23 protein-coding genes are annotated in these 24,975 nt (G+C 59.0%); 11 read left to right on the top strand and 12 right to left on the bottom strand.

Annotated features, from left to right (window positions below):
• Window positions 1-374: 374 nt before the first annotated feature.
• On the bottom strand, window positions 375-1,649 hold the full coding sequence (locus SE86_RS00600) for an amidohydrolase family protein (RefSeq protein ID WP_211096600.1): 1,275 nt from the start codon (window positions 1,647-1,649) through the stop codon (window positions 375-377).
• A 190-nt stretch (window positions 1,650-1,839) separates the two neighbouring features.
• On the opposite strand from SE86_RS00600, the gene SE86_RS00595 reads away from it, so the two are divergent.
• From SE86_RS00595 to SE86_RS00575, 5 genes are all read left to right on the top strand, one after another.
• Complete coding sequence (locus SE86_RS00595; protein ID WP_158543059.1) at window positions 1,840-2,901, top strand: family 1 encapsulin nanocompartment shell protein; 1,062 nt, start codon at window positions 1,840-1,842, stop codon at window positions 2,899-2,901.
• Between the two features lie 69 nt (window positions 2,902-2,970).
• Window positions 2,971-3,657, top strand: coding sequence for a hypothetical protein (locus tag SE86_RS00590; protein ID WP_117353829.1), 687 nt, complete (start codon window positions 2,971-2,973; stop codon window positions 3,655-3,657).
• A gap of 47 nt (window positions 3,658-3,704) precedes the next feature.
• Window positions 3,705-4,118, top strand: a complete 414-nt coding sequence (locus SE86_RS00585; RefSeq protein ID WP_117353827.1) for a hypothetical protein — start codon at window positions 3,705-3,707, stop codon at window positions 4,116-4,118.
• An 89-nt stretch (window positions 4,119-4,207) separates the two neighbouring features.
• Complete coding sequence (locus SE86_RS00580) at window positions 4,208-8,131, top strand: protease pro-enzyme activation domain-containing protein (RefSeq protein WP_117353825.1); 3,924 nt, start codon at window positions 4,208-4,210, stop codon at window positions 8,129-8,131.
• 33 nt (window positions 8,132-8,164) lie between these two features.
• On the top strand, window positions 8,165-8,611 hold the full coding sequence (locus tag SE86_RS00575; protein ID WP_158543058.1) for a GNAT family N-acetyltransferase: 447 nt from the start codon (window positions 8,165-8,167) through the stop codon (window positions 8,609-8,611).
• Window positions 8,612-8,765: 154 nt separating this feature from the next.
• Here SE86_RS00575 and SE86_RS00570 read toward each other — a convergent pair whose 3' ends face one another.
• Window positions 8,766-9,794, bottom strand: coding sequence for a zinc-binding dehydrogenase (locus tag SE86_RS00570; protein ID WP_211096599.1), 1,029 nt, complete (start codon window positions 9,792-9,794; stop codon window positions 8,766-8,768).
• A gap of 125 nt (window positions 9,795-9,919) precedes the next feature.
• On the opposite strand from SE86_RS00570, the gene SE86_RS00565 reads away from it, so the two are divergent.
• Entirely contained in the window at window positions 9,920-10,246 is a 327-nt protein-coding gene (locus SE86_RS00565; RefSeq protein WP_117353819.1) for a hypothetical protein, read from the top strand.
• Between the two features lie 311 nt (window positions 10,247-10,557).
• Window positions 10,558-10,701 carry a hypothetical protein gene (locus SE86_RS07950; protein WP_158543056.1) on the top strand — a complete coding sequence of 48 codons (144 nt, stop codon included), beginning with the start codon at window positions 10,558-10,560 and terminating at the stop codon, window positions 10,699-10,701.
• A gap of 335 nt (window positions 10,702-11,036) precedes the next feature.
• Here SE86_RS07950 and SE86_RS00560 read toward each other — a convergent pair whose 3' ends face one another.
• From SE86_RS00560 to SE86_RS00535, 5 genes are all read right to left on the bottom strand, one after another.
• Complete coding sequence (locus tag SE86_RS00560) at window positions 11,037-11,657, bottom strand: FkbM family methyltransferase (RefSeq protein ID WP_117353817.1); 621 nt, start codon at window positions 11,655-11,657, stop codon at window positions 11,037-11,039.
• Window positions 11,624-12,067 carry a hypothetical protein gene (locus SE86_RS00555; RefSeq protein WP_117353815.1) on the bottom strand — a complete coding sequence of 148 codons (444 nt, stop codon included), beginning with the start codon at window positions 12,065-12,067 and terminating at the stop codon, window positions 11,624-11,626. Before SE86_RS00555 ends, SE86_RS00560 begins: the two co-directional genes overlap by 34 nt.
• Before the next feature lie 442 nt (window positions 12,068-12,509).
• On the bottom strand, window positions 12,510-12,989 hold the full coding sequence (locus tag SE86_RS00545; protein ID WP_148666725.1) for a hypothetical protein: 480 nt from the start codon (window positions 12,987-12,989) through the stop codon (window positions 12,510-12,512).
• A gap of 83 nt (window positions 12,990-13,072) precedes the next feature.
• A complete protein-coding gene (locus SE86_RS00540) occupies window positions 13,073-13,642 on the bottom strand; it encodes a glycosyltransferase family A protein (protein WP_117353809.1) in 570 nt (189 codons plus the stop codon).
• 448 nt (window positions 13,643-14,090) lie between these two features.
• A complete protein-coding gene (locus SE86_RS00535) occupies window positions 14,091-15,215 on the bottom strand; it encodes a glycosyltransferase family A protein (RefSeq protein WP_158543055.1) in 1,125 nt (374 codons plus the stop codon).
• A 524-nt stretch (window positions 15,216-15,739) separates the two neighbouring features.
• On the opposite strand from SE86_RS00535, the gene SE86_RS00530 reads away from it, so the two are divergent.
• Both SE86_RS00530 and SE86_RS00525 read left to right on the top strand, forming a co-directional pair.
• Window positions 15,740-16,879 (top strand): glycosyltransferase family 4 protein, encoded by a 1,140-nt coding sequence (locus SE86_RS00530; protein WP_117353804.1) that lies wholly within the window; start codon window positions 15,740-15,742, stop codon window positions 16,877-16,879.
• 107 nt (window positions 16,880-16,986) lie between these two features.
• Window positions 16,987-18,543: an oligosaccharide flippase family protein gene (locus SE86_RS00525; RefSeq protein WP_117353801.1), complete on the top strand. Its 1,557-nt coding sequence runs from the start codon at window positions 16,987-16,989 to the stop codon at window positions 18,541-18,543.
• A 52-nt stretch (window positions 18,544-18,595) separates the two neighbouring features.
• Here the strand turns inward: SE86_RS00525 and SE86_RS00520 are convergent, their stop codons facing one another.
• The 4 genes from SE86_RS00520 to SE86_RS00505 form a co-directional block, all read right to left on the bottom strand.
• A complete protein-coding gene (locus SE86_RS00520; protein WP_148666724.1) occupies window positions 18,596-19,738 on the bottom strand; it encodes a glycosyltransferase family 4 protein in 1,143 nt (380 codons plus the stop codon).
• A gap of 225 nt (window positions 19,739-19,963) precedes the next feature.
• The gene (locus SE86_RS00515) at window positions 19,964-20,410 is read right to left on the bottom strand and encodes a hypothetical protein (RefSeq protein WP_117353797.1); all 447 of its coding nucleotides are present in this window, start codon (window positions 20,408-20,410) and stop codon (window positions 19,964-19,966) included.
• Entirely contained in the window at window positions 20,407-20,913 is a 507-nt protein-coding gene (locus tag SE86_RS00510) for a glycosyltransferase family 2 protein (RefSeq protein ID WP_117353794.1), read from the bottom strand. The genes SE86_RS00515 and SE86_RS00510 overlap by 4 nt, the downstream gene beginning before the upstream one ends.
• 643 nt (window positions 20,914-21,556) lie before the next feature.
• Entirely contained in the window at window positions 21,557-21,781 is a 225-nt protein-coding gene (locus SE86_RS00505; protein WP_117353792.1) for a hypothetical protein, read from the bottom strand.
• A 77-nt stretch (window positions 21,782-21,858) separates the two neighbouring features.
• Between SE86_RS00505 and SE86_RS07875 the strand changes: the two genes are divergently transcribed.
• Both SE86_RS07875 and SE86_RS00495 read left to right on the top strand, forming a co-directional pair.
• Window positions 21,859-22,059, top strand: a complete 201-nt coding sequence (locus tag SE86_RS07875) for a hypothetical protein (RefSeq protein WP_148666723.1) — start codon at window positions 21,859-21,861, stop codon at window positions 22,057-22,059.
• A gap of 352 nt (window positions 22,060-22,411) precedes the next feature.
• Window positions 22,412-22,615, top strand: coding sequence for a hypothetical protein (locus SE86_RS00495; protein ID WP_117353788.1), 204 nt, complete (start codon window positions 22,412-22,414; stop codon window positions 22,613-22,615).
• 442 nt (window positions 22,616-23,057) lie between these two features.
• On the opposite strand, the gene SE86_RS00490 is transcribed toward SE86_RS00495, so the two are convergent.
• Window positions 23,058-24,155: an FkbM family methyltransferase gene (locus SE86_RS00490; protein ID WP_117353786.1), complete on the bottom strand. Its 1,098-nt coding sequence runs from the start codon at window positions 24,153-24,155 to the stop codon at window positions 23,058-23,060.
• Between the last annotated feature and the right edge of the window lie 820 nt (window positions 24,156-24,975).

The raw sequence follows: 24,975 nt of genomic DNA, 5'->3' as shown, positions 1-24,975 counted from the left end.
CACATTAAGCGCCCTCGCTGAGGCCGCGTGACATTACAACTGAAAGCCTCGCCCTTTAGGGCGGGGAGGAGGTCAGAATAATCGTGGCACTAGAGTAACATGGACTATTGGGGAGCGCCGGGCCGCTACCGTTTGCCCCTACGCCCTCACCTCAATCACCTGCTTATTCATGATTGAGCGCAGCGACTTCCACCTCGACGTGGGCTCACGCGCGTCACCCACGCGTCATGGGCAGCCGTCAAGCCCAGCGGCGCGGGGCCCCCATCTACGGCCTCTCATCGCCCCTGGGGCATCGCCCCCATCAGGCGAGGGGTCATCCACTTAGCCTGTTCGGACGCAATACCATAAAGGATCTCTATTGACGTGAAAAGGGTTCAGCCCTGCCTCAGCAGGTCCTTCAGCACCTCGCCTCCCCTTATCACGAGCTTAACCTTTGACCTGTCAGTCAGCGCCCTGACGTTCTCAAGCGGGTCGCCATCAACGGCAATTATGTCGGCCAGCGCGCCCTTAGCTATGACCCCCGCCCTCCCCTCAAGCCCGGCCGCGTAGGCAGCGTTCCTGGTCGCGGCAATCAGGGCGTCCTGAGGTGTCATGCCAACCTTCTCAACGAAGAGTGCAATTTCCTCGGCGTTCTCCCCGTGCCTCCCCACCCCTCCGGAGAAGTCCGTGCCCGTGGCGAGCCTGACTCCCATCCTGTGGGCCCTCCTTATGTTCTCGACGTGTATGTCCGCGAGCTCAGCGATCTTTTTCATGCCCCACTCAGGCACGCCAAGCCTCTGCCCCTCCCTCAGCAGCGCGTAGTCAACTGCGAAGGTCGGCACGCACGTCGCCCCTGCCTTCAGCACCTCCTCGGCCGCCTCCTCGTCCATGAGGTCGCAGTGCGCGACTACCTTTACTCCAGCCCTCGCCGCGTTGACTATGCCTACCTTGCCCTCCGCGTGCGCGTGCACCCACCTGTTGGCGGCCCTGGCCTCGTCAACTATGGCCTTGAGCTCCTCCAGGGTGAAGCCCCTGTACTCGGGCCTGTCCCTCTGGCTCAGTACCCCTCCCGACGCCATGACCTTTATGAAGTCGGCCCCCTCCCTCATGGCGTACCTCGCGGCCTTCCTGCACTCCGCCTCGCCGTCGCATAGGAGGGAGGCGAAGGGGGTCAGCTTCCTCGTGGTCCTGTAGTCGACCCACTCAGCCGGGAGGTAGTGGACGTCCGCGTGCCCAAAGGTCTGGGAGAGCACGGGGCCAGCAGCAACAACCCTTGGGCCCCTGACCGTGCCCTCGGCAACGGCGTCCCTCAGGTGAAGGGCAACTATGCTGCCTGCGTCAACAGCTGTTGTGAAGCCGGCTTCAGCCAGCGCCTCCAGGTCCCTCACTGCCCTGGCGAAGAAGACGCCTATCGGGGTCAGCAGGTCCTCCTCTACCCTGCCGCTCCTCGAGCCCATTATGTGCGTGTGGGCGTCGATGAGGCCAGGCATGAGGAACGCTCCCCTGAGGTCTATGACATCCGCGTCGTCTGGGACTCCCACCTCCCCCCTCGTGCCCACGTCAGCTATCTCGCCGCCCCTGACTATGACCGTGCCCCTGAAGGGCTGCCTTCCGGTTGAGTCAAATATGAGGCCGTCATAAAGGGCTAGGGCCCTCTGGCCGCTCGACAAGCTGAGCACCTCGCGTGAAGGGCGTGGGAAAGATTTAAGCCTGGCCTCGGCGCCTGCGCGGCTCATCGTGGGTCAGCAGATGGCCTTCAGCCTCATCGGCCGCCCTACCTGGGCGCGGCGTTAAGCTTGTCATGGACAGGCGGCACGCAGGGTTATTAACTTGGAGGCGCCCTAAAACGAGGTGAGCTTCTTGCTCTCGAGGAACCCAACGGAGCCCTCCCAGAAGGTGGAGGGCAGCGGGGTCGCCCAGGCCGTGAGGCTTGCAGTGATAGCGGAGCTTGACGCCATAAACCTCTACCAGCAGCTTGCCGACGCTATAGGCGACGACTCCGTCAAGAAGGTCCTCCTTGACGTTGCAAGGGAGGAGAAGACGCACTTCGGCGAGTTCCTTGAGCTCCTCAGGAGGCTCGACCCAGAGCAGGTGAGGGAGCTTGAGGCCGGCTCCGCCGAGGTAGCCGGGGAGCTGAAGGCCCAGGGAGGGGACAACAGCGACCCGGCCCAGCAGGGCCAGGCCTTAGGCCCCCTCTCGGGGGACGAGGCCTCCTCCCTCCTCTCGGCGGTAAGAGAGGAGCTGGGCAGGGCCAGGCCCCTCAGGCAGGCTCTCCCCGTGAGCCAGGTGGGCCAGGGGGTGCTCGCTGTCCCCTCAGACTCCCTCACAGAGGGGGACGCTGTTAAGGCATCAGCCCAGCCCCTGCCCCTCTCAAGGCTTTCGGCCTACTTCGAGGTAACGCAGGACCTCATAGACTACTCGCGCAGGGCCTCCCTGCCGCTCAGGCCCTCGTCCGCGCTCAGGGCCGCGAGGGACCTGGCGCTTGCGGAGGAGGCCCTCGTGGTGAGGTCCCTTGAGGCGTCCGCGGGGGTCAGGGTTTCAGGCAGCTGGGCCTCCCCAGGCTCCTTCACCTCCCTCGTGGCTAAGGCGTTAAGCCAGCTAAAGGTCAGGGCCCCCTCGTACCTGCTCATAATATCGCCGTCTGCAAGGGCCGCGCTGGCCTCAGTCATAGACCCCTCGGGCCTCGACGAGCTCAGCAGGGCGTCGCGCCTCGTGAGCGTTGTCGTCTCCCCGGGCGCCAAGGACGACGTGGCGCTGCTGGTGCCCCCTGAAGCCGACGTCGTTGACATAGCCGTAGGCTCAGACTCAAGGGTCGACTACGTCGGCCTCATCGAGGGCTCCCACAGGTTCGCCCTCTGGGAGACAGTAGCTGTGAGGGTCAAGGAGCCCTCAGCCGTAGCGGCGATAGCTCAGGCCGCCTAAAGCAAGGAGCCCCTCATACCCCCTCTCCAGCCTTTTCTCTCCGCGCGCCAGCGCCCCCTGGGGAGCCCATTGGAGGCCCTTGCAAGGCTGCTGAGGAGGGAGCTTGAGGCGGAGCCCAGGGCGGAGGAGTTCGCCAGGCGCTGCCTCTCATCAATGAGGTGGGGCGGCAGCGTCGTGCTGATGGTGGTTGACGCTGCGATCACCTCAGCGGGCCTCGGCTACTTCACAGCCGTGGTGCCCAGGGTGCTGAGGTTCAAGGAGGAGCTCGTCGACACCGGGAGGGTGAGCAGCCTTGAATCCCTGGCATCAGCTGATGACGGCCTACTGCTGAGGTACTGGGCCAACAGGAGGTCGTGGTCCGTGGCCAGGGGGGTCGCGGGGGCCCTGCTGCGCTATGGGAGGGACGACAGGGAGAGGCTGAGGTCGTGGGCCTCCTCCTCAAGGCTCGAGGGCTGGAGGTCTGACCCAGTCGGCTCGGTTAAGGGCGTGGGCCTGATAACGTATCAGTACCTCAGGATGATGGGGGGCGTCGACACTGCCATGCCGGACAGGGTCGTCAAGAGGTACGTCGCCTCCCTCGCGAGGGGGGCGGGGGTTGACGTGCCCGATGGCGACGCCGAGTTCATAGGCCTGCTGGAGGCGCTGAGGGACTCCCACGGGGTGAGCCCCGTGGCCGTCACCTGGCTCTCGTGGCTCAGGCTGTCGGAGGGGGACGAGGCGCTGAGCAGGTACAGGGACCTCCTTGAACTGCTCTAGGCGCAAGGCGTAAATTTCCTTAAACAGGTATAGGCCCGGTGTCGGCCTTGAGGTACTCCACCTACCTCATGGTGGGGGCCCTTGTGTTTGACCTGGTAGTGGCGGTTCTGTTCTTCATAGTCGCCCTCGCCGTCAGGACCCCCTCCCTCATAACTGGCTTCTACGCCTTCCTGGGCGCCCTAATATTTATCCTAATAGGCATGGGGGCCTCCCTCGGCCTTGCGCTGGGCAGCTACGGCAAGTCGATGTTGACGGTAAGCGTAATCTTCAACGTCGTCATAGCTGCCCTCATGGTTATCTGGCCGCCGGGCCTGGCGTCTGAGGCCCTGACCATAATAGTTGCCGTGGTCAACATAGCGATAACTGCCATGGCCTACTCCGCCCTGAGGTCAGGGAGGACAGTGGCGCTCCCGATGATTGACGAGCAGGGGAGGCGCGAGGGCAGCCCCTCCCGGTATTAACCTGGGCCGCGGGCAAGGCTAGGAGATCAGCGGGCCCTTAACTCAACTCCTTATTACGCTCCAAGCCCATCAGGGCAGCGGTGCAGGGCTTGGAGGCTCGCCGCGTCCTGGGCGCTGCCATAGCAATAGCCCTCGTCCTTGTGACCCTGCCTGAGCTGCCGGCCACGTCAGCGCAGGGGACGCCCGTGATAGGGGTCCTCTACGTGCCGCTCAGGGACCTGCCCCTCGTCTTCCTCTACGCCGAGGAGGCCAGCACCCCTGGCTCCCCTCTGTACGGCCACTTCATGAACTCGTCCGTCCTCTCCCAGGCGCTGCCTCCCCCCTCTCAGGTGGCCCAGGCAGAGGGCTACCTCGAGTCAAGGGGCCTCAGGGTGATGGGCGTCATAGAGGGCTCCCTGATAGTGTTTGAGGGCCTCTCCTCCCAGCTTCCCCAGGCCTTCGGGGGGTACCCGGTCTACGGCAGCTATGATGGGCAGCCCTTCTACGTCTACTCCGCTTACGTGCCGGGCCTCGGCCTCGTCTTCTCGTCAAACCTGAGCCCGAGCCCTGACGGGCTGATAGGGAGGCCCTCGTCCCCCCTCACCCCCAGGGAGCTGCAGGAGGCATACAACGTCACCCCCCTCCTCGAGGAAGGCGTCACGGGCTCAGGGGTCCAGGTGGGAATCATCGCATACTACGGCGACCCGTACCTCGGGCAGGCCCTGGGCTACTACGACGAGGCCTTCGACCTCCCCCCTGCGAGGGTCTCCTTTGCCAGCGTGGGCCCCTACAACCCAAGCCTCGGCGTCTACACGGGCTGGTCCAACGAGGTGGAGGCGGACGCTGAGGTGGTCCACGCCGTGGCCCCCGGCTCCGGCCTGGTCCTCATCTCCCTTTACCCCGGCCTCCCCCTCTCAGCCGCTGTGGCTGAGGTAGACCAGCTTAACGAGACTGCCGTGGTCCTCCAGACCTTCAACTTCCCGGAGGGGCTGATCGGCTACGCTGGCTACTCCTGGTTCTTCTACAACGTCTACCTCTCTGACATATACTACGCTCTCGGGGCGGCCGAGGGCATCACCTTCGTCGCGGCGGCTGGGGACAATGGGGGGCTCTCAAGCTTTGGGCCGCTGGGGGCCCTCGGGTACCCAGCGTCGTCGCCCTGGGTGCTCTCCGTGGGAGGGCTGACGACCTTCCTTGGGAACTACACCTCCCTGGCGGCCTGGTCGGCCACAGGCAGCACTGGCACGGCTGGCGGCGCGAGCGGCGTTGAGCCGATGCCGTGGTGGCAGGCCCTGGCCGCCGGGAAGGTAGGCGGCAGGGAGGTGCCCGACGTCTCGGCCGACGCGAGCCCGGCGACTGGGGTCCCCGTGATAAACGCCTCCGGCCATGAGGTGATCGCAGGCGGCACCAGCGTCGCCGCCTCCATAGTTGCAGGGGAGCTGGCTGTGATAGAGCAGGCCGTGGGCCACAGGCTCGGCCTCGCGGCCCCCGCGCTCTACATGATGTACAGGGGAGGGTGCTGCAGCAGCTCGACCAGGTCAGCCCTAATGCAGGCCTCCCTGGGCTACAGCTTCCCGTGGGTGGTGGGCAGCGGCTACAACGCCGTCACAGGCCTCGGCGCCATAAACGCTGGCGAGGCGGCCTACTGGCTGAGGGGCGAGAGGCTCCTCTCCGTGATAGGGCCGAGGGCCCCCATGATACTCGTTAACGTGACCTCCCTGAGCTCCCAGGGCCCTGACCTGCTGCCCGGCCAGGAGGTCCACGTTGAGGCTGTGATCACATACCAGGGGCGCGCCGTGTCGAGCGGCTGCGCGATGCTCTACCTTGAGACTGCGCTGCAGGGGGTGGTCGAGGGCGTACCGATGGAGTACAGCGACGGGGCGTGGAGCGCCTCCCTCAGGGTGCCCTCAAACGCCTCAGGCCTCGCAATGATTGAGGTGAGGGCGTGCGCGAACTACACCTGGGGGGCGTACGAGTACGAGGCCTTCATAGGCTACTTCATGAGCGACCTCAACGTGACGCCTGGGGAGCCCTACCTCGGCGCCACGGCCCTCGAGTACAACATCACCGAGCTCAACGGGACCCCGGCCACGGGGAGGTTCAGCCTTGGGCTGTACCGCTACGAGTTCTTTAACAACAGCTACGCGCCCGTCGCGGGCTACCTTGTAGGGCCAAACGGCACTGTAACGCTCAGCCTCAGCTCTCCCGGCTTTGAGGCTCTCGTGGCGAAGCCTCCAGCATACGGCGTCGTCCCTCTAGAGGTCGGCCTCGGGCTCAACGTGAGCTACCACCCGCAGGTCATTGGGGGCTACTCCTTCGCCCCCGGGGGCTGCATGTACGTCGAGGCCACGGTAAGGGCGCCCGCGCAGGCCCACGGCTACCCAGGGCTTGCCGGCAGGCTGGAGCGCGGGGACAACCTGACAGTCTACATAATTGCGAACCACAGCGGCCTGCTATCATACATCTACTCAGCGCAGCTCTTCTACAACAGCAGCGCTGGGGCCTACCTGGGCTGCGTCAGGCTGCCAGGCTTCCTGGGCAGGGGCCTCTACGCCGTTGAGGTTACTGCCTCCTACGACTCCGTTGAGCTCGGCAACGTGAGCGGCCAGTACTACGGCTTCATATACGTTGACCAGCCCCTTGCCGCTGAGCTCCTCGTGCCCGCCTACTCTATGGAGGGGCAGGGGGTTGAGGTCAGGGCGCTTATAACGTACCCCAACGGCACGCCCGTGAGGTCAGGGGCCTTCTCGGTCACCGCGTTCCCTGCGGCGTACCCCGGGCTCTACGGCCCCCTCTCGGAGGTGCAGGTGCCTCTTTCCTTCAACTCTTCGAGCGGCGCCTGGGAGGCGACCATAGTGCTGCCGTGGACCAACGGGAGCGGCAGCCTGGCCGGGGGCTGGGCCCCGCCGACCTCATGGGAGGTGGTGCTCTCTGGCATGTCGCAGGAGGAGGTGCTCGCCCCGGTTACTGCAGCTGTCACCCAGCTCCCCGTCACATATTACAGCGACAGGGACCTGGCCCAGGGCCAGTTCTCGCCCGTCAGCTCGTACTTCTACGACGTCAACGTTACCTTCAGCGGGGGGCTGTACGACGACGTGTTCGCCGGCACGGACTACATGGTGAACAGCGCCGCCGAGGTCGTGGACTCCCTGGTCAACGGCACCCTGGTGCTGGTCAGGTCAAACGTCACCCTCGTAGGGGTCACGGCGCTGAACCTAGTGCTGGTCAACTCCACGGTCTACCTGCTGCAGTCAAACGTGACGAGCGTGTCTGTGGGCCCGGGCTCAAGGGTGGTGGTTGAGGAGCCCTACTACGTGCAGGTCGTCGCGGCGAGGCTTGAGGCCCAGCTGGCTGACTACGTGCAGGAGCTAGAGGGGAACGTAAGCGGCCTCTCGGCGGAGCTGGGCAGGGACTTCAGCAGCCTAAGCGGGCAGGTGGGCGCGCTGCAGCTGCAGGTCGAGGACATCGCCTACAACCTAACCTCGCTCTGGCAGCTGTCCAGCTCCCTCAGGTCCAACCTGACGGGCCTCAGCTACGCCGTCAACGCGTCGGTGGCGTACGCCAGGGAGCTCTACTCCGAGGCCGTGAGCGCCGTGAGCTACGTCAAGGCGATCCCGGCGGAGGTCAACGAGAGCCTTGAGGGGGTCTACAGGAACGTGTCGGGGCTGGAGGAAAGCGTGAGCTCGCTGTCTCAGGGCCTTGAGGGTGTGAGCGCAGAGCTCAGCGTGATCAGGGAGAACATCAGCTCGCTGAGCGGCGAGCTCAGGCTGCAGGGGGCTGAGGTCAACGGGACGCAGGGCAGGGTTATGCAGCTGGGCGCCTGGCTGGAGGGCAACGTCAGCGAGCTGTCAGCGAGGGTGACGGGGCTCTCCACGTTCACGGGCAGCCAGGTGGAGGAGCTCTCGGGCAGGCAGGCGGCCCTGCAGAGGTACGCCTACGCTGCCCTTGGGCTCTCCCTCGCTGGCCTTGCGCTCGCTGCCTACGCCGTCGTCCCAGGGCTGCTGAGGAGGCCCTCGGGGAGGGAGGCGCAGTAGCGCTTTAGTGCGCCGCAGCTGGGGCAGAGGGCCGTGGCGCGCCTGAGGCCCTACAGTGACGGGGACTTAAGGCAGCTCCTCGAGGTGGAGGAGGAGTCGTTCCCTGCGGGGCAGAGGTACTCGGCTGAGACCTTCAGGTACCTCATGTCGCTCAGGGGCTCCTTCACGATAGTCGCAGAGGAGGGCGATATCATAGTAGGCTACGTGATCGGCTACATGGAGGGCAGGGGGGTCGGGCACGTGGCCTCCCTCGCCGTGAGGAAAGCCTACAGGAGGAGGGGCGTGGGGACGGCCCTTATGCTTGAGGCCGAGAGGCTTCTCAGGGAGGAGGGGGCGGTCGTCATAAGGCTCGAGGTCAGCGCCTCAAACGGGGCGGCGCAGGCCCTCTACCTTAAGCTGGGTTACAGGCCCGCGGCGAGGCTGCCTGGGTACTACGCGGGCAGGGAGGACGGCGTACTCATGATAAAGGCGCTGGCGTAGGCAAGGGGTGCCATGGAGGCCCTCGACTCGTCCCGCTTAGGCGCCGTTCCCTTACTCTATGGGTGCCTGGGCCGCCCTCTGACCTCCTCCCCACCCTAAAGAGCGAGGGCCCCTCAGGGCGGCTCACTGGTTCGCGGCTTACCGCCTTTCGCTTTTACAGGTCGACCTTCATCGACAGCTTGCCCACGAGGGAGCCCTCCTCCATTACCCTGTGGGCCTCGGCCGCCTGCGAGAGCCCCATCCTCCTCGTTATGATCGGCCTCACCAGGCCCTGCCTGTGGAGCTCGAGGGCCCTCTCCATCTCCCACGGGCTGCCCGTGTGGGTGCCCACCACCCTTGCGTGCTTGAGGTAGAACCTGTTCCAGTTGAGCTCCTTGACAGGGCCGCCCAGGTAGCCGAAGACCACTATGGTGCCCCCACCGGCTAGGGCCTCAAGGCTTCTGTCGAGGGTCGTGCCCACCACGTAGTCGATAACAAGGTCGGCACCCTTGCCGTCGGTGAACTCCATGACCCTTGAGACTGCGTCCTCCTCGCTCGTGTTAACTATGAGGTCGGCCCCGGCCTGCTTGAGGACCCACTCCTTCTCCTCGCTGCGAGTGGTGGCTATCACCCTGGCCCCGTAAGCCTTCGCAACCTGCACAGCTATCGTGCCGAGGCCGCCCGTCGCCCCCCATATGAGCACGTCCTGCCCCCTTGAGACGTTGCCTACGCTGACGAGCGCCCTGTAGGCGGTCAGCAGGGACAGCGGCAGGGCGCCTAACTCCTCCGGGCTGCCGGAAGCCGGGAGGGCGACCCTGGCAGGCGCCTTCACAAGCTCAGCGTAGGAGCCGTCCTCGTGGAAGCCGAGCATGGACCACAGCCTGCACATGTTCTCCCTGCCGCTGAGGCAGTAATTGCAGTGGCCGCAGCCGTGGACCGGCGAGAGTATAACCCCCTGCCCCTCCCTCAGGTGTGTCACGTTGTTTCCCACCTCCTCTATGACCCCGAAGACGTCTGAGCCCAGGACGTGGGGGAGCCTCACCTTTATGCCAGGGTAGCCTTTACGGATAAGCGCGTCTATCCTGTTGAGGGACGTGTGGGAGACCCTTATGACGACCTCGTCAGGTGCAGGCCTTGGGTCAGGAAGCTCTGCCTCGTGAAGCACCTCCGGGCCCCCGTGCCTTTCAAAGACGACTGCCCTCACTGCGGACACCACCTGCGCGTGGTTCTCCCCTCTGCCCCTCCCTCCCCGGGTTTAACGCCTTGCGCTGAAGGGGAGGGAAGTACAACTTAAAACCCTGAGGGGGCCTTGGGGCCTGGCGAGAGGGGATGGGCAAAATAGTTAAGGTGATACTTGACACGGAGGACTTCCACCCCCTGCACAGGAGCTGGAGCAGCCTGGCGGAGCAGGTAGCGAAGGAGCTGAACGTCGAGCTCGAGGTCAGGAAGGAGGACTACGTGTTTGCCATATCGTATGGGGATAAGGACGACCTCGGCATGGCGTGGCTCCCCCAGCTGTTCGTTCAGCTTGAGACGGGGGACGTCAAGCTTGTCATGAGCCAGTACCCGTTTGACCCAAGGACGACGAAGCCGAGCGACTCGATGGCGCTTGAGGAGGCAAGGAAGAGGGTGCAGGAGATACAGAAGGACCCTTAGCTGCCTAGTGCGTCCTGCAGGCAGGCGCTGACCCCCAGTCCTTTTATATGGCAGGCGGGCCCTGAGGGCGCTGCAGGGCCGCTACACTTAAGCTAACGCTCTAGCCTGTGCCGCACAGGCGCGCAGCCCTTCAGCTCACGGATGTCCCTGAGCATTAACGGAGGGCTGTGGGGGAAGCTAAGTCATCAAGGCCCTGCGCGGGCCTGGCCGTTAAGGGCTAGGGTTTATGCCTACGCAGGCATCTCCAGCTCACAGCGGTTGAGCTCCCCTGGGCCCTTTTGAGCGCGGCGGCGCCTCCCCGATAAGAGGTTGTGGTTGAGAGGGCCGAGGAGGTTGTCCTGAGGCTCAGGAAGGCGCTGGTCGAGGAGCTGGAGGACCTGCGCCTTGAGGTACTGTCGCCGCCGGAGGCCAGGAAGGCGAGCGGTACAGTTCTCTTCAAGGTCCCTGGGGCCTGAGGGAGAACTACGCTGTTACAACGAGGCTGAGGTCAAGGGAGGTGATGGTCCCGGCTAGGGGTGCTGCGGGCGTCTGGGGGATAAGGGCCTCTGTCCACTTCCCCAACGGGGAGGAGGACGTAGAGGCGCTGGGGGAGGCGCTGAGGGGGCTGAGGGCCTAGGCAGGCCTTGTGTTACATAGTATTGTGTAAAGGCCCTCTTATGGGCTTTAAGTTATTAGGAGAGCGACTACAGGGACTTGAGAGGCGGATCGAGGCTGACAACACCATATTGTTTGTGAGGCCTGGCTCAGCTTCATGGCAGCACATATCTTCAGAACGCTCTGTTAGGCTGTCTTAGCTTAAAGTTTTACAGTGGTAGATGTTTTGACCTAGCTTTGGTTCAAGCGTGATGTGAAGCCTGCACTCAAACCCCAGCTCTTTAAGTGAGGCAAGTAGCTTCTCGTTGCTGACGCCAGTGATGAAGGGATGCGTCTCAAATATTATGTGCTCAAAGGCCCTCAGCCTCTCCCTCTCGGGGCCAAGTATAGCCTCGGCCTCGCAGCCCTCGCAGTCCATCTTGAGCAGGTATGGGTCGTCAATCATGTCAAGTAGGTCACTTAAAGTGACGCCTGGCACCTTACAGGGGCCACTGGTGCTGAGCGTGGAGAAGCCAATAGACGACCACAGGTCATAGTCGCACGGTACACTTACAGGCCCACCGCCAAGGGCTGCATTTATCACATTTACCTTGTCGGTAGCGCCGCTCAGCCTCGCGTTCTCCTCTGCGCACTTGGCCACATTGGGCAGGGGCTCAAGGGCTATCACCTTCCTTGCCCCGTTGAGGACGAAGTAGAGGGCCGTGTCACCTGTGTTAGCCCCCACGTCGATAACGTCCCTGTCCTTGAGGCCTGAGAGTACCTCAGGGACCTCGTAGTCGCCTTTTATAAAACATCGGCGAAAGCGGAGCTTACACAATGGAAATTGAAGGCCACAGAAATGCCGTTAACCTCTAGACTTGCCCCCTCTGGAATTATGTTAATTGAGACCTTCTTGCCTAACCTTTGTAGCTTACACGCATAAGGTGCCAATGAAAGGGCCGTTAGCAGTGAATAGAGGGCCTCCTGCGGCTTAAGGAGGCTGCCGGCCGCCTTAGCCAACTCCGTAGGCAGCTGTGGACAGCACTTAGCGGTGTAATACGCATTTGCGGCCAACGCCTTGAAATCAGTCCTCCGCAGCGTTACGTCATCTATGTACTTCAGCCTAACCTTCAGCTCGTCCCTTTTAGCTAAGTAGCCCAGGAGGGCGCTGAGCCAGCCCCTCTCTATAAGCTTCCTGGCGAATAGCGCCTTCAGGGCCTTCTCCTTAGCCTTGGCAGGGCTCAGCAACTCAGCTCAGTATAACATGGATGACCTAAGATTAAAACGTATAATGCCTTCACCTTAACGCTGTCTTGTAAGCTCACTACCTCTATTAGGATTTTTGCCTTCTCAGGCTCTTACGAACGCCCTCTGCAAGTCTGCCTATAATACTTCTCCCTTTAGGCGACACAGGGAGGTGGCTGAGAAGGGCGTTTCCCATTACAAAGGCTACGTCAGCGAGGCCGCTAATGTTGACGTTCTCCTCAGCGCAGCTGGCTGCGTTTGGCAGCGGCCCAAGGGCTATGAACCTCCTGGCGTCGTGACGCGCAAAAGTATATGGCCGAGTCGTCAATGTTTGCCCAAATCTATTACGTCCCTGTCCTTAAGGCTCTGGAGGGCCTCAGGGACAAAGTATTGGCCAGATATTGGCCAGCTACGAGACGTTCACCATGTCTCTGTTCAACTGCTTTCATCTTAGACTCTCTCTTTCTCTTTTTAGGGATCTTTTCGTGGTCAGGGCTTTGACGATGCCCTCCACTATCTTGCCTATGACAAGCCTCCCTCTGGGCGATGCGAGGAGAGGGCTAAGAAGGGCGCTTCCCATGACAAAGACCACATCAACTAAGTCCTCGGCTCCAACCTTATAGCATCTTAGGGCCAACTTAACGTCGGACAGGCTCAGCCTCAGCTCCGGGGGCAGAGTGCCAAGCTCCGGCAGCGGCAAAAGTAGTAGCGCTCCCCTATTTAGCCTCTCAAGACATAGATATTTATTGATGTTACCATCGAGTAGCATAGAACCTATTAGTCCAGAAGTCTTGATTGCCTGTATGAGAGGCCTGGCCCGCTTTAAGCGTGTTTCATTACTTCCACTTCTCGCTATTTCCGCGTAGTAGGACCAGTTCTCCCCATGTACCCTGTATAGCGTCAGCTTTTCGTCAGTGAAGTACATGAGGCCTCCGGCCTTTACTGAGCTAACGAACACGAAGCTATCTATGCTTATCGGAAGCCTCTTTAGCAGCTGGACATGAGGCTCTAAGACGGCCTCCTAACTGCCAGTGAGCTGCTGTTGAAGTCAGCCCCAGCCCTTACTTTAAGTACCAGGTCAGCAACGCTCACGTTATATCTTTTGGCGAGCCCGCGCAGCCTATCAACATCAACAACTATAGGGCTTCCTCCGACAAGGTTCTTAGATATAAGGGGAGAAGGCGGGGGCCTCTCAAGCACATTACCATTTTCGTCAATTAACGTCTGCGAGTTTTGGAAGTATACAAGGCGCTTAAACGAAGTGAAGGCCTTGTAGACCTCCTCAAGTCTATTGTTGACATACATGTCGTCATCGTCAAGAAAGGCTATCACCTCGCCCCTCGACTCCTCAAGGCTCGCCAGGACCATCCTGCCGTGGTAGGAGTCATCATTATAGACGTCCTTCCAGCCGTTCCTTGATATTATACTGTCAGACTCCTTGTCCTCGAAGTTCTTGACGACAACTACCTCAAATTTGTCCCTCGGAAGCGTCTGGGCCTCAAGGCTCCTCAGCGCGAACGGAAGGTACCTCCTCCTGTTGTAGGCAGTAACTATGACCGAGATGTAGGGCTGGTCCAATTTATGTTGTCCTAATGGCCGAGGGTCTAGAAGTTGCTAATAAACTTTACATGCTTCCTTCTCCTTAATATAGGACGAGGCGCTTAAGGTGTCAATAACGGTACGTATTATCTTAAGCTAAAATGTAATAATGTAATATAGTTAGTCAGCTTTATATAAGTGCTCCGCCGCTCTGCACGCCCTTACTTGCTGTCATTATTTTGATGACTTGAAGCAAACATATTTAGCGCTCTTCAGCTGCCTCAAGAGGCCTACAGCTCTGAGCCTCGAAAAGGTTGAAGTGAAGATAGTCGTTTATAGCCTCTACGGCGTTCAAGCTTCTCACCCCAACTATTGACTCTCCCGCGTTCATCTGCCTACACTTATAAGGCCCTGGTGAAGCCGTAGACGCCCACAAGGGCCAGGTCGCTTATGGGCTCCCTCGGCTTCTCAACCACCTTGACGACCCTCACCAGCTTGGCCTGGGCTTGGTGTACTTTGAGTAGTAAACCCTCTTGTAAACAGACTGGCCCAGCCTGTAGAGCGCCCCGCCCAGGGGGGAGGAGAACAGGGGGTACAGGGCGAAGGAGACGAGCGCCGGTAGCAGGCCGGACTCCGCGAGGCTCCACGGGCCTCTCAGGTAGCACCTGAGCGCCCTGGCCAGGTCCCTTAGGCTTACCATGAGGCAGGATGGCAGAGGGCCGAGCCTGAGCAGCATCTGAAGCCCGGCCCTGGTCGACAGGGAGTGAAGGCCGTAGTAGTTGCAGTCGTCCCCGAGCACCTCACTGATGAGTCTGTAGGCCACCGCAAACTTCAGGTAGCCCAGGGCCGCCCTGAGCTCAGCGGCCCTGACGTCGCCGAGCTGCATGGAGAAGTTGGCGGAGAAACTGGCCCCGTGAACCCTGTATAGCGTCAGCTTTTCGTCAGTGAAGTACATGAGGCCTCCGGCCTTTACTGAGCTAACGAACACGAAGCTATCTATGCTTATCGGAAGCCTCTTTAGCAGCTGGACATGAGGCTCTAAGACGGGCCTCCTAACTGCCAGTGAGCTGCTGTTGAAGTCAGCCCCAGCCCTTACTTTAAGTACCAGGTCAGCAACGCTCACGTTATATCTTTTGGCGAGCCCGCGCAGCCTATCAACATCAACAACTATAGGGCTTCCTCCGACAAGGTTCTTAGATATAAGGGGAGAAGGCGGGGGCCTCTCAAGCACATTACCATTTTCGTCAATTAACGTCTGCGAGTTTTGGAAGTATACAAGGCGCTTAAACGAAGTGAAGGCCTTGTAGACCTCCTCAAGTCTATTGTTGACATACATGTCGTCATCGTCAAGAAAGGCTATCACCTCGCCCCTCGACTCCTCAAGGCTCGCCAGGACCATCCTGCCCTGATAGAGGTCATTGTTATATACCTCCTTCCAGCCGTTCCTTAAGATTATGTCATCAGACTCCTTGTCCTCGAAGTTCTTAACCACGATTACTTCAAACCTATCCCTCGGAAGCATCTGGGCCTCTAGGCTCCTCAGGGCGAACGGCAGGTACCTCCTCCTGTTGTAGGCAGTAACTATGACTGAGATGTAAGGCTGACCCGTCAACCCGCCCTCTGAAGGCCTAGCAGCTATTTTAGCTATTAAAAGTTATATGCCTTCCTCCTCAGCCCTCGTCACCCTTCATTCGCTATCCCCTCCAAAGCCCTTTACTTGGCCCTGGCCACATCGTCCCATGGAACCCCTTTGAGGACTCGATACCTTCCCTGCCAAGCATATCCTAGTCGCCGCCCCTGAGCAGCTCATAGGCCTCATTTACAGGGCCCTTTATATCAAGGGACCTGACCCTTATCACCGCCCTTGTCTCTGCATAGTCGAACTTCATAATTATGTTGTAAGCAACTATGAGCGTGTCGCGGGAGAGGGACTCAAGGACAATAAGGTAGAAGGCGTTAAGCCTTATAGAGTAGAAGATATTTCAAGGAGAAGCCTCTTCAAGTTGCCGCTTACTTTAACTCTTGAGTTAAACTCGGAGCTCAAATGCGTCAGGCTTAATGAATCGAAAGACTTGACGTGCTTATTGACGTTACCTTTTTTAAATAAGGACCGACGCCTTAGCCCTGGAAGAGGCAGTGAGGGTAGCGCTGATCCACGCGGTGTTCTTCAGCGCCGGAGGAGCTGAGAGGCTACTCCTAGAGATGCGCAGAGCCTTGAAGGATCTAGGCCATGACGTTGATCTTTATACGGCCTATTTTGATAAGAGAGCCTGGGATGTAATAACTAATGGCATGAGTGATGTTCCAGAGCCAATTATCCTCAGGGAACCTATGATCAGTAAGATTTTTCGCAAAGCGCAGCTACTTAGGATGCTCTTAGCTGCTTGGCGCCTAGAGGAACCCGTTGAGAGGCTCAGGCCCCACTACGACCTAGTTATTGAGACCCAGATTAGCGTGCCGTTCAGGTGGGCAGACGCCACTTACGTGCACTTCCCGCTTGTCGACAGTCTGAAGTTATTGGAGCACCAGCACAGGTTGCGCCTCTATGAGAGGGCCTACAACTCGCTTGTCATCTGGATGGCCAGGGCGCTCGCGGATTACACTAAGCCTGTGATGACCAACAGCACCTGGTCAGCTAAGTACATAAGGGAGACATACGGTAGCAAGAGGGTCTACGTCGTTCACCCCCCGGTTAACGTGGAGGAGCTGTCGTCAATAGGCGGCGACAGGGGCAGGATAGTTCTTACTGTGAGCAGAATAGACTGGGGCAAGAATGTTACTGAGATCCCGGAGGTGGCTAAGCTTGTGCCTGAGGCCGAGTTCTACCTAGTTGGATCTACAAGACTTGACTCAGGGCCCGTTCTAGAGGTCCTCAAGGAGAGGGCTGAGGGTCTAAACAACTTCCACCTTGAGACCGACGTGCCAAGGAGGAGGATCCTCGAGCTCATGTCACAGGCCTCAATTTACCTTCACCCTCCCTTCGCCGAGCACTTCGGGGTAGCGATTGCTGAGGCCGCTGCAGCAGGCCTTGTGCCAGTGGTCTACAGGGACGGGGGTGGGTGGACTGACATAGCCTCAAGGGTGGACCAGGGGCTTGGGTACACGAGCGTTGAGGAGGCCGCATCAATAATAAGGTCGCTGCTTAACGACCCTGGGAGGCTTAAGGAGCTATCGGCCAAGGCCAGGGAGGTAGCCAAGGGGTTCAGCTACGAGAGGTTTAAGGAGAGGCTTGATGAAGTAATTAAGGAGCTGGCAGGACCTAAAGCTAAGAGTTAGAAGTCTTACAGTCCTAGTAGCAAGTTAAGAGGTAACAGCACCCTAAAACAAAGTAAAGCCCTCGCCTTGATCTGGTCCTCAAGTCTTTTTAATTCTCGCTATAGCCTATCGCCTGTGGGAGTAGCCGTACGTCATACAGGGCCAGGGTCTTCGCCGGCGCCACGAAGCTGTTTAGCGGCTACGCGGTAACCCTGGCCCTGCAGGCGGCCTTCTACCTGATCATAGTGAGGGTCCTGAGCCTCAAAGGCCTTGGGGCCTACGCAGCCGCTGGCACCCTCTTCACGCTGCTCCTGCCGCTTCTCACGTGGCCCATATTTGGCATAGGCAGGTACGTCATAGGCTACTACCAGACAGGCAGGCTTGAGGAGGCGAGGGGGCTATACATTAGGGGCCTTGCGATAGTTCTCGTTTCTAGCGTCGCCACAGCCGTGGTCATCTGGGCCCTCGCATCGCCCCTCTCAGAGCTATATTATGGCACGACCCGCTACGCCTGGCTGCTAAGGCTCACGGCCCTTGACCTAGTAACGTATACTTACTACAACTACGTTTACTACGTAGCCTTCCAGGCCTCCACGAGGTTCGGCAGGTGGGGCCTTACACAGGTCGTCTGGGCATTAGTTAGGTACAGCGTGGGCCTTGCCCTCCTCTTTGCCGGCTTTGGCCCCGCAGGCCTAATAGCCGGCTGGGTAGCTGGCGACGCTGCCTCAGCAGCCTTAGGAACCTATTGGTCTTTGGACTTTGTAGTCGGAGGCAGGAGCAAGGCCCCCCTGATTCCGGCCCTCTCTATTGCTGCCCCTATAGCCATAGGCTACTTCATGGCGACGCTGTTTCAGAACGTCGACAAGCTCTTCGTCCTGAAGTACATAGGCCTAGCTGAGGTGGGCTCCTACTCGATCATAATGATAGGCTCCGTCATGCTTCAGAACATTGTTTACAACACCCTTTCAGGTGCCATTTACCCCGTCTTCGTTAAGTTCGAGGAGGGTGGCTCCCTAAGCGGAGAGGCTGTCGCGGCCGCAATAAGGTACGTCACGGTGCTCACGGTGCCCCCCTTCTTCCTCATAGCTGCCCTCGGCAGGCCCCTGATACAGTTCCTCCTCGGCCCAGCCTTCGTCCACGACTGGGAGGCCTTCGCCGTCCTCATGGTGGGCCACGCCGCCATGAACTACGACCTGCCCATAACCCAGGCCCTCCAGGCCAGGAAGGCCACGAGGGCGCTTGGCACCCAGGCCATAGTGTCTGCGGCCGTCATAGCCGCGCTGAGCCCGCCTTTGATCGCGCGTTGGTTCGCTACAGGCGCCGCTGTCGCATATGTCCTGGCGAGGCTTGTTGGCTTCCTTGGCGTGGCCGCCCCAAAGGCCAGGTCGCTGGGCCTCCTGAAGATTGACATTAGGGAGTACGCTAAGACTATCTCGGCAGCCATTATAACGTTCGCGGTCACGCTTGCAGCTGAGGCTGCCACAGGCTTTGGCTTAGTCCTTCTGCCCCTCTACATAGCCCTTGGCGGCATAGCCATGGTAGCCTCGCTAAGGGTTCTAAAGGTTCTAAGGGCGGACGACTACATAGCTCTCATTGAGGCGACGCCAGCCAGCCTGAGAGGGCTCGTGGCGAGGACCTGGTCCCTCCTCGGCCTTCCAATGCCAGATCCTCAGAGGGCGCAGTAAAAGCTCATAGAAGGGCCTATGATTAACTGTAACCTCGCACAGGCTGATTACGCTATTTAGCTGAGAGGTCTGGGCTCAGGGAGCTAATTACCTCGCTAAGCCTTATCTTGAACCTTTCGTAGCTGAACCCCTTCGCCACCTCCCTCGCCCTCGTTGAGAGCGCCTTAAGCCTCTCAGCGTCGTTAAGTAACGACCTGACTATGTGGGCAGCCTCCTCAACGCTCGTGTACCCAAGCCCCTGGTCCACCCTTGAGGCTATGTCAGTCCACCCACCCCCGTCCCTGTAGACCACTGGCACAAGGCCTGCTGCAGCGGCCTCAGCAATCGCTACCCCGAAGTGCTCGGCGAAGGGAGGGTGAAGGTATATTGAGGCCTGGGACATCAGCTCAATTATCCTTTTCCTTGGCACGTCGGTCTCAAGGTGGAAGTTGCCCAGCCCCTCAGCCCTCCTCTTCAGCTCCCTGATCGCAGGCCCCGAGTATACGCTGGTGCTGCCGACCAGGTAGAACACCGCCTCAGGCACGAGCCTTGCAATCTCTGGGATCTCAGTAACCTTCTTGCCCAAGTCCATTCTGCTCACCGTCAGAACTATCCTGCCCCTGTCGCCGCCTATTGACGACAGCTCCTCCACGTTAACCGGGGGGTGAACAATGTATATTCTCTGGTTTCTATATGCCTCCCTTATGTAATTAGCTGTCCAGGTGCTGTTGGTCATAACGGGCCTAGTGCCATCTGAGAGCGCCCTGGCCATCCAGATGACAAGCGAGTTGTAGGCCCTCTCATAGAGGCGCAACCTGTGCTGGTGCTCCAAATAGAACTTCAGAATGTCGACAGTCGGGAAGTGCACGTAAGAGACGTCAGCCCATTTGAGTGGTACGTTGCTCTCAGTCTCAATGATTAAGTCATAGCGATGTCTAAGATTTTTAGCGTGCTTTCCCAGATATGATACCGTCAGGAGTCCCCTGAGCATCAGCACTCTGTTGAAGAGCTTGTTTATAGGCGGCTCCCTGAGAACAGTTGGCCTCGGTATGTCATCCATGCCATCCGTCAGCACCTGCCAGGCGCCCTCGTTCAAGTGGGCAGTATAGAGGTCAACCTCGTAGCCGAGATCTCTCAGAGCCCTGTACATGTCGAGGGTTAGCCTCTCAGACCCACCAACCCCCTCGAAGAGCGGGTAGACCAACGCTATCCTCATGGGCTTCCCCAACTACAAGGGGGCCTTATGCTATTAAAAGTCAACTGTCAGCAAGGGCTTTTCACACAAGGATTATTAGGTCTTAGCTAAAGCCGATCAAAAACGCTCTTACTACGCCTTTAACATTACCTTAGAAGTCCTCATAAGGCCTCTAACGCCCTGCCTTGCTAAAAGGGTTATTTAAGTCACATCATAGCAATGGTTCTGTCGCTGGGCGCTTACGGCTTAAGGTGGCGGACAGGATACTATGTCGGGCTGCGTATAAATTATCCTGGCGTAATCGTGCTCTATGACCTCAGGCCCGTAGGGCCTCAGCCTCCGTAGGAACTCCTCGAAGATACTGCGCCAGTCCCTCACGAAATATATGTCCTGGACTACGTACTTGCCCTCAGGGCTTACGTCCTCTATTTTGCCCATGTTCCTCAGCTCCTGCAGGTAAACGAGCTCCACGTTCGAGAAGCCCCTGGAGACCCTGTCCCCGATCAGGCTCGAAAGGGGGCCTAGCAGGAAGAGGCCGCCTATCATCAGAGGGTCACCTCCCCTGACCACTTGCGCTACCTCTGAGGGGGACAGGGCCCAGCCCCTCAGCCTGTGGACCTCGTTCTTGAGCTGCCTAAAGATGAAGTGGAGGAGGCCCTTCGTGTAGCGGCGCTCGCCTCGGTAGCCCCTCACAGCGTAAAGCCTCGGAGCGTTGCAGGCGACCCTGACCGGGTAGTAGAGGGACCTGCAGAAAGTGAAGGCCGAGCCCAGAACGGGTAGTCCTCGCCGAAGTTGAGGTCTGGGAAGCCGCCCGTTAGGCTATAGCACCTCCTGGAGGCTATGTAAACGCCTGAGTGGGCCAGCGAGAACCCAACCCCTCTTTTAATGACCGTTGAAAGGAAGTTGTACAGCTGCTCTCTGTTGGCGTACGCGTCGGCGTCGTAGAAAAGGAGGTAGTCGCCCCTGCTCATCGAGGCGGCCACGCGCCTTCCCAGGCCTCTCGTGCACTTCATGACCTTTACCCTGGCGCCGAACTCGTTAAGAACCTCTACCGTGTTATCGCTTGACTCGTTGTCTGTGACAACGATCTCGTAGTCGGCCCCAAGCTCATTAAGGACTGACGTTAAGCCCTCTAAGGCCTTCCTTATAGTCCTCTCCGCGTTGTATGTTGTCATGATGACCGATATCACTGTCACGGTCCTGCCTACCTCGTTGGTTAGAAAACGCTTAGCCGGTATTTATAATGTCTGTTAGCATAGCGGGCTCTAAGCTATGGTAGAATCTTGGCTTGACTCCAGGAATTTAGAAAGGTTTACATTGGATGCAGTCTTTCCATAAGTCACCGCCTAGGCCGCTCACGCAACTTTTAACTGAAAACGGGCTAGGGGCTTACGCCTTACTGGCGGAGGCCAAAAACTCTAGAGTAGCCTAACCTCAGGTCCTGGCTACAGGTTGGAGCTTTACACGGATTATAGTGAAAGCTACTTACGGCCTAGTAGGCATTTATGCAATTTCGAAATGAAATTTAAAGCTGCCCATGGTCTGGCCTCGGCCGGCCTCAGGGCTGACCGCAGTTGGCGGGCTCAGAGCTCGGTGTGCACGAGGGCCTCTGCCAGGAGATCTTCGTCGAAGCCCTCCTTCTCCTTCAGCACATTGGCGATCTCTATGAAAAGCCTCCGCGCCTTGGGGATCACGTAGGCCATGAGGTAGTCCCTTGCCTCCTTGGGCAGAGCTGGCGAGCTCTACCCATAGCCCTTGGCCAGCTGCCAAAGTTCCAGGATGAGCTTCATGGACTTGAGTAGCAGGGGCCTGTAGGCGTTAGAGCACTTACTAAGCTCCTCAAGGCACTGTCGCTCCCTCTCCTTGAGCAGCCCCCACAGCCCTTGCCCTCCCACCCCTCTCGGATCTCTGCGACTCGTAGAGCTCAGCAGCCACGACTTCAAGGTCCCTTGAGACCCTTTCCCACCTCCCTCCTGGCCCCCTCATCTTGAAGCCCTTCCTGTCCCTCGTGAGCCTCCAGCCCTCCTGGACCCTCCTCAGCTCCTCAACGCTCCGTACTACCATGGGCCCTCCGTCGGCAGGGAGTCCGAAGGCTATAACGTGCTGGGTTCACGGAGACACCTCCTTGGTGTCTCCCTCAAGTGTCTCAGCCTTGGCCAAGGGACACGCCCAGGAGCCGAGGCGGCAGGCCGCGTCATTATGGGTACAGTCTGCAGCCTAAGGTAACGGCAGAGTGCTATGGGCTACGCGCTGAGAAGGGCTGGGACGCAGGCCTAGACTTCCTGGAGACGTACCAGAGGACGCTCACACCCATGAAGACCATGGTGCTCCCTGAGGGCTGAGGAAGGAGGCAGCTACTTCAGGCCGCCTGCGCCAGGCCTCAGCCCTCAGGAGCCCAAAGCAGGCAGTCAAGACGTACTGTAGGAGGACGTATGAGTTCAACACCCACAGCCTCAGGTACGCCTTCATCGCGCACCTGCTGAGTCTCAGCCGCTCGCTCTCAATCGTTGCCAAGATTATGGGCCACAGCTCCCTTGACCACATCCTTCACTACACTGAGGTGAAGGTAGCTGAGGAGGTCCTCGCTGGCCTCAGGAGGACCTGAAGCGCTAGAGCGCTTGACCACTTTTCCCCAGAACCTTCTGGGGAAAGGTGGTCAGGCTCATGGCGCCTTAACGTGAGGCCTGGGCCCTCTTGAACTCCCTCACCGCCTCCAGGAGCTCCCTTATCTGCCTCTTAACCTCCTCAGGCGTCAGCCACACGAGCGTTGAGGAGGCGGCTCACATAGTTAGGTCTCTGCTCGATGACCTTGGGAGGCTAAGGGAGCTCTCGGCTAGGGCCAGGGAGCTGGCAAGGGCTTCAGCTATGAGAAGTTCAAGGAGAGGCTTAACTAGGTGATTAGGGAGCTGGCAAGGGCTTAGGATCAAAGAGGAACAAACTTCTACAACGCCATATAAAGGGAAGGACGGCCTTAGAGTGGCATGGGCCTAATAGAAGCTTCGCTTTGTCTTGACGTCCATGAGCTTAGGTACCCCCAGCGTATTAGAGACAACTGGCAGCTGACGTGGCTAGGTAGCCGTGACCGTTAATGTAAAGCGTTCAAATAAATAACGTTATCAACGATTTAACCCATCTTATATAATTTAGCGACTGGCCATAGCAAGAAGCGCTAAGGCCACGACATGCTGTGGCTTAGCTTCTGGCTAGCCCCTAAGGGGTTGTGAGAACGAGCCAGATAGCAGGCCAGGTGTCTAGCCTTCGGCTTTCCTTATAGGACTGGAGAGCTTCAGCCAAAGCTTAGGGGCTTGTTACCACGCATCCTTCAGAATGCTCTGTTAAGTTACCTTGGCTTAGAGTTCTTACAGTGATAGATGTTAAGTTCTACCTTTTGAGAGAGTACTCTGTGGAGCCTACACTCAAAACCTAGTTCCTTAAGTGAGGCAAGTAACTTCTCGTTGCTGACGCTGGTAATGTGAGGATGCGTCTCAAATATTATGTGCTCGAAAGCCCTTAACTTCTCCCTCTCGGGGCCAAGTATTACTTGCGCCTCGCAGCCCTCGCAGTCCATCTTGAGCAGATATGGGTCCTCAACCATGTTGAGGAGGTAGCCTAAAGTGACGCCAGGCACCTTACATGGGCCGTTGCCCTTAAGCGTAGAGAAACCGGCAGACAACAACGTATCAGTATTGCATGGGATACTCACAGGCTCATCGCTAAGGGCCGCGTTTATCACCTTTACCTTGTCAGCCGCGCCGTTTAGCCTCGCGTTCTCCTCTGCGCACTTGGCTACGTTGGGCAGGGGCTCAACGGCTATCACCTTCCTTGCCCCGTTGAGGACAAAGTAGAGGGCCGTGTCACCTACGTTGGCTCCCACGTCAATTATGTCTTTGCCCCTGAGGCCGGAGAGCACCTCAGGGACCTCGTATTGGATCTCTACAAAAACGTCGGAAAGAGAGCGGGTTACACAATTAGGGTTGAGAGCAGCAGAGACGCCGTTGACCTCTAGACTTAACCTCTTTGGGCTCATGTTAATTGAAACGGTGCTGGACTGGGTCCATGAGGTCAGCGTCAAGGACTCTGGGCTCATGTTAATTAAGACCTTATTGCCAGAGCTTTGTAGTTTACATGCACTCGAAGCTAATGAAAGGCCTGTCAATAGCAAAGAGAAGGCCCTTCTCGGTTCAAGGGAGCTACTAAAAGTCCTAGCCAGCTCCTCAGGCAGCCCTGGCCAGCACTTGGAGGCATAATACGTAAATATTGCCAAGATCTCAAACTCCTCCCTTTGCAGCCTTACGTCACCTATGTACTTCAGCCTAACGCTCAGCTCCTCCCTTTTGGCTAAGTAGCCCACGAGGGCGCTGAGCCAGCCCCTCTCCATAAGCTTCCTGGCGGATAGCGCCTTCAGGGCCTTCTCCTTAGCCTCAGCCAGGCTCAGCAACTCAGCTCAACATAGATAAAGTCAACTTAAATTAAAAACTTATTATGTCTGTAGGCCCTGTCAGAGCCCACGTCTTGTAACTCGGACTCATGTTGTCGGCCTAGCACGGTCGTGCTGAGCTCTCAGGCTAGCGGAGAGGTTGAGGAGTACGCAGGGCAGGAGGGGCAGGCATAGGCGTGCGGTCCGCGCAGTCATGTCAGTATCTGCTGTAATATCCGCTCCGATCGAGCCAGTGCCGCTGAGCGTCATACAGGTACCGATGACTGTTCTCGAGGCACTCTAAGTGTCTAGTCAAGTGTCTCCCCAAATGTCCGCAGGCACGACTGACCAGCCGCATGGCCTTACAGGCGCGTAGGCTCGCAAAGGAGGTCAGGCCCTTACGGCCTGGAGGGGCGAGCGGTGGCCTTGAGGCTGGGCCAGGACGCGGTCCTGAGCGGCCATGAGGCCTCTCCCTACTCTGTCGCTTTTTTACACAACCTTGTATGGAAAACACCAAGGGCTAACGCGTATGGGAGGGTGTCCCTGGGGCCGGCCAGACATAGCGCGAGCGTGGCCTGCTCCATCATATGGCCCAGCTTGCAGCCTCGTCCAGCGCACAGGGCCAGCGCCCTGTGTCCCTGGGACGCATCTTGGGGACACTGACTCAACAGGGGCCAAGTGCTCGGGCACGCCGTTGTCCTAGGACACGTCTCTCGGACACACGCCCAATCAGGCGCCTTGGCCCTGGGGACACCACTGGAGTGTCCCGCGGACACCGCTAGTGTCCCCTTAACGTGTCCTGTGTCCCTTGAACAGGAAAAAAGGAAATTGAGGGAAGGCC

Source organism: Acidilobus sp. 7A, from assembly GCF_003431325.1.
Taxonomy (GTDB): domain Archaea; phylum Thermoproteota; class Thermoprotei_A; order Sulfolobales; family Acidilobaceae; genus Acidilobus.
This window is presented reverse-complemented; position numbering and strand designations above follow the sequence as displayed.

Excerpts from the sequence above, each read along its gene's own strand:
- SE86_RS00565 (WP_117353819.1), top strand. The coding sequence starts at position 9,920 with ATGGGCAAAATAGTTAAGGTGATACTTGACACGGAGGACTTCCACCCC.
- SE86_RS00545 (WP_148666725.1), bottom strand. The coding sequence starts at position 12,989 with ATGTACTTCACTGACGAAAAGCTGACGCTATACAGGGTACATGGGGAG.
- SE86_RS00520 (WP_148666724.1), bottom strand. The coding sequence starts at position 19,738 with ATGAGGATAGCGTTGGTCTACCCGCTCTTCGAGGGGGTTGGTGGGTCT.
- SE86_RS00505 (WP_117353792.1), bottom strand. The coding sequence starts at position 21,781 with ATGGTAGTACGGAGCGTTGAGGAGCTGAGGAGGGTCCAGGAGGGCTGG.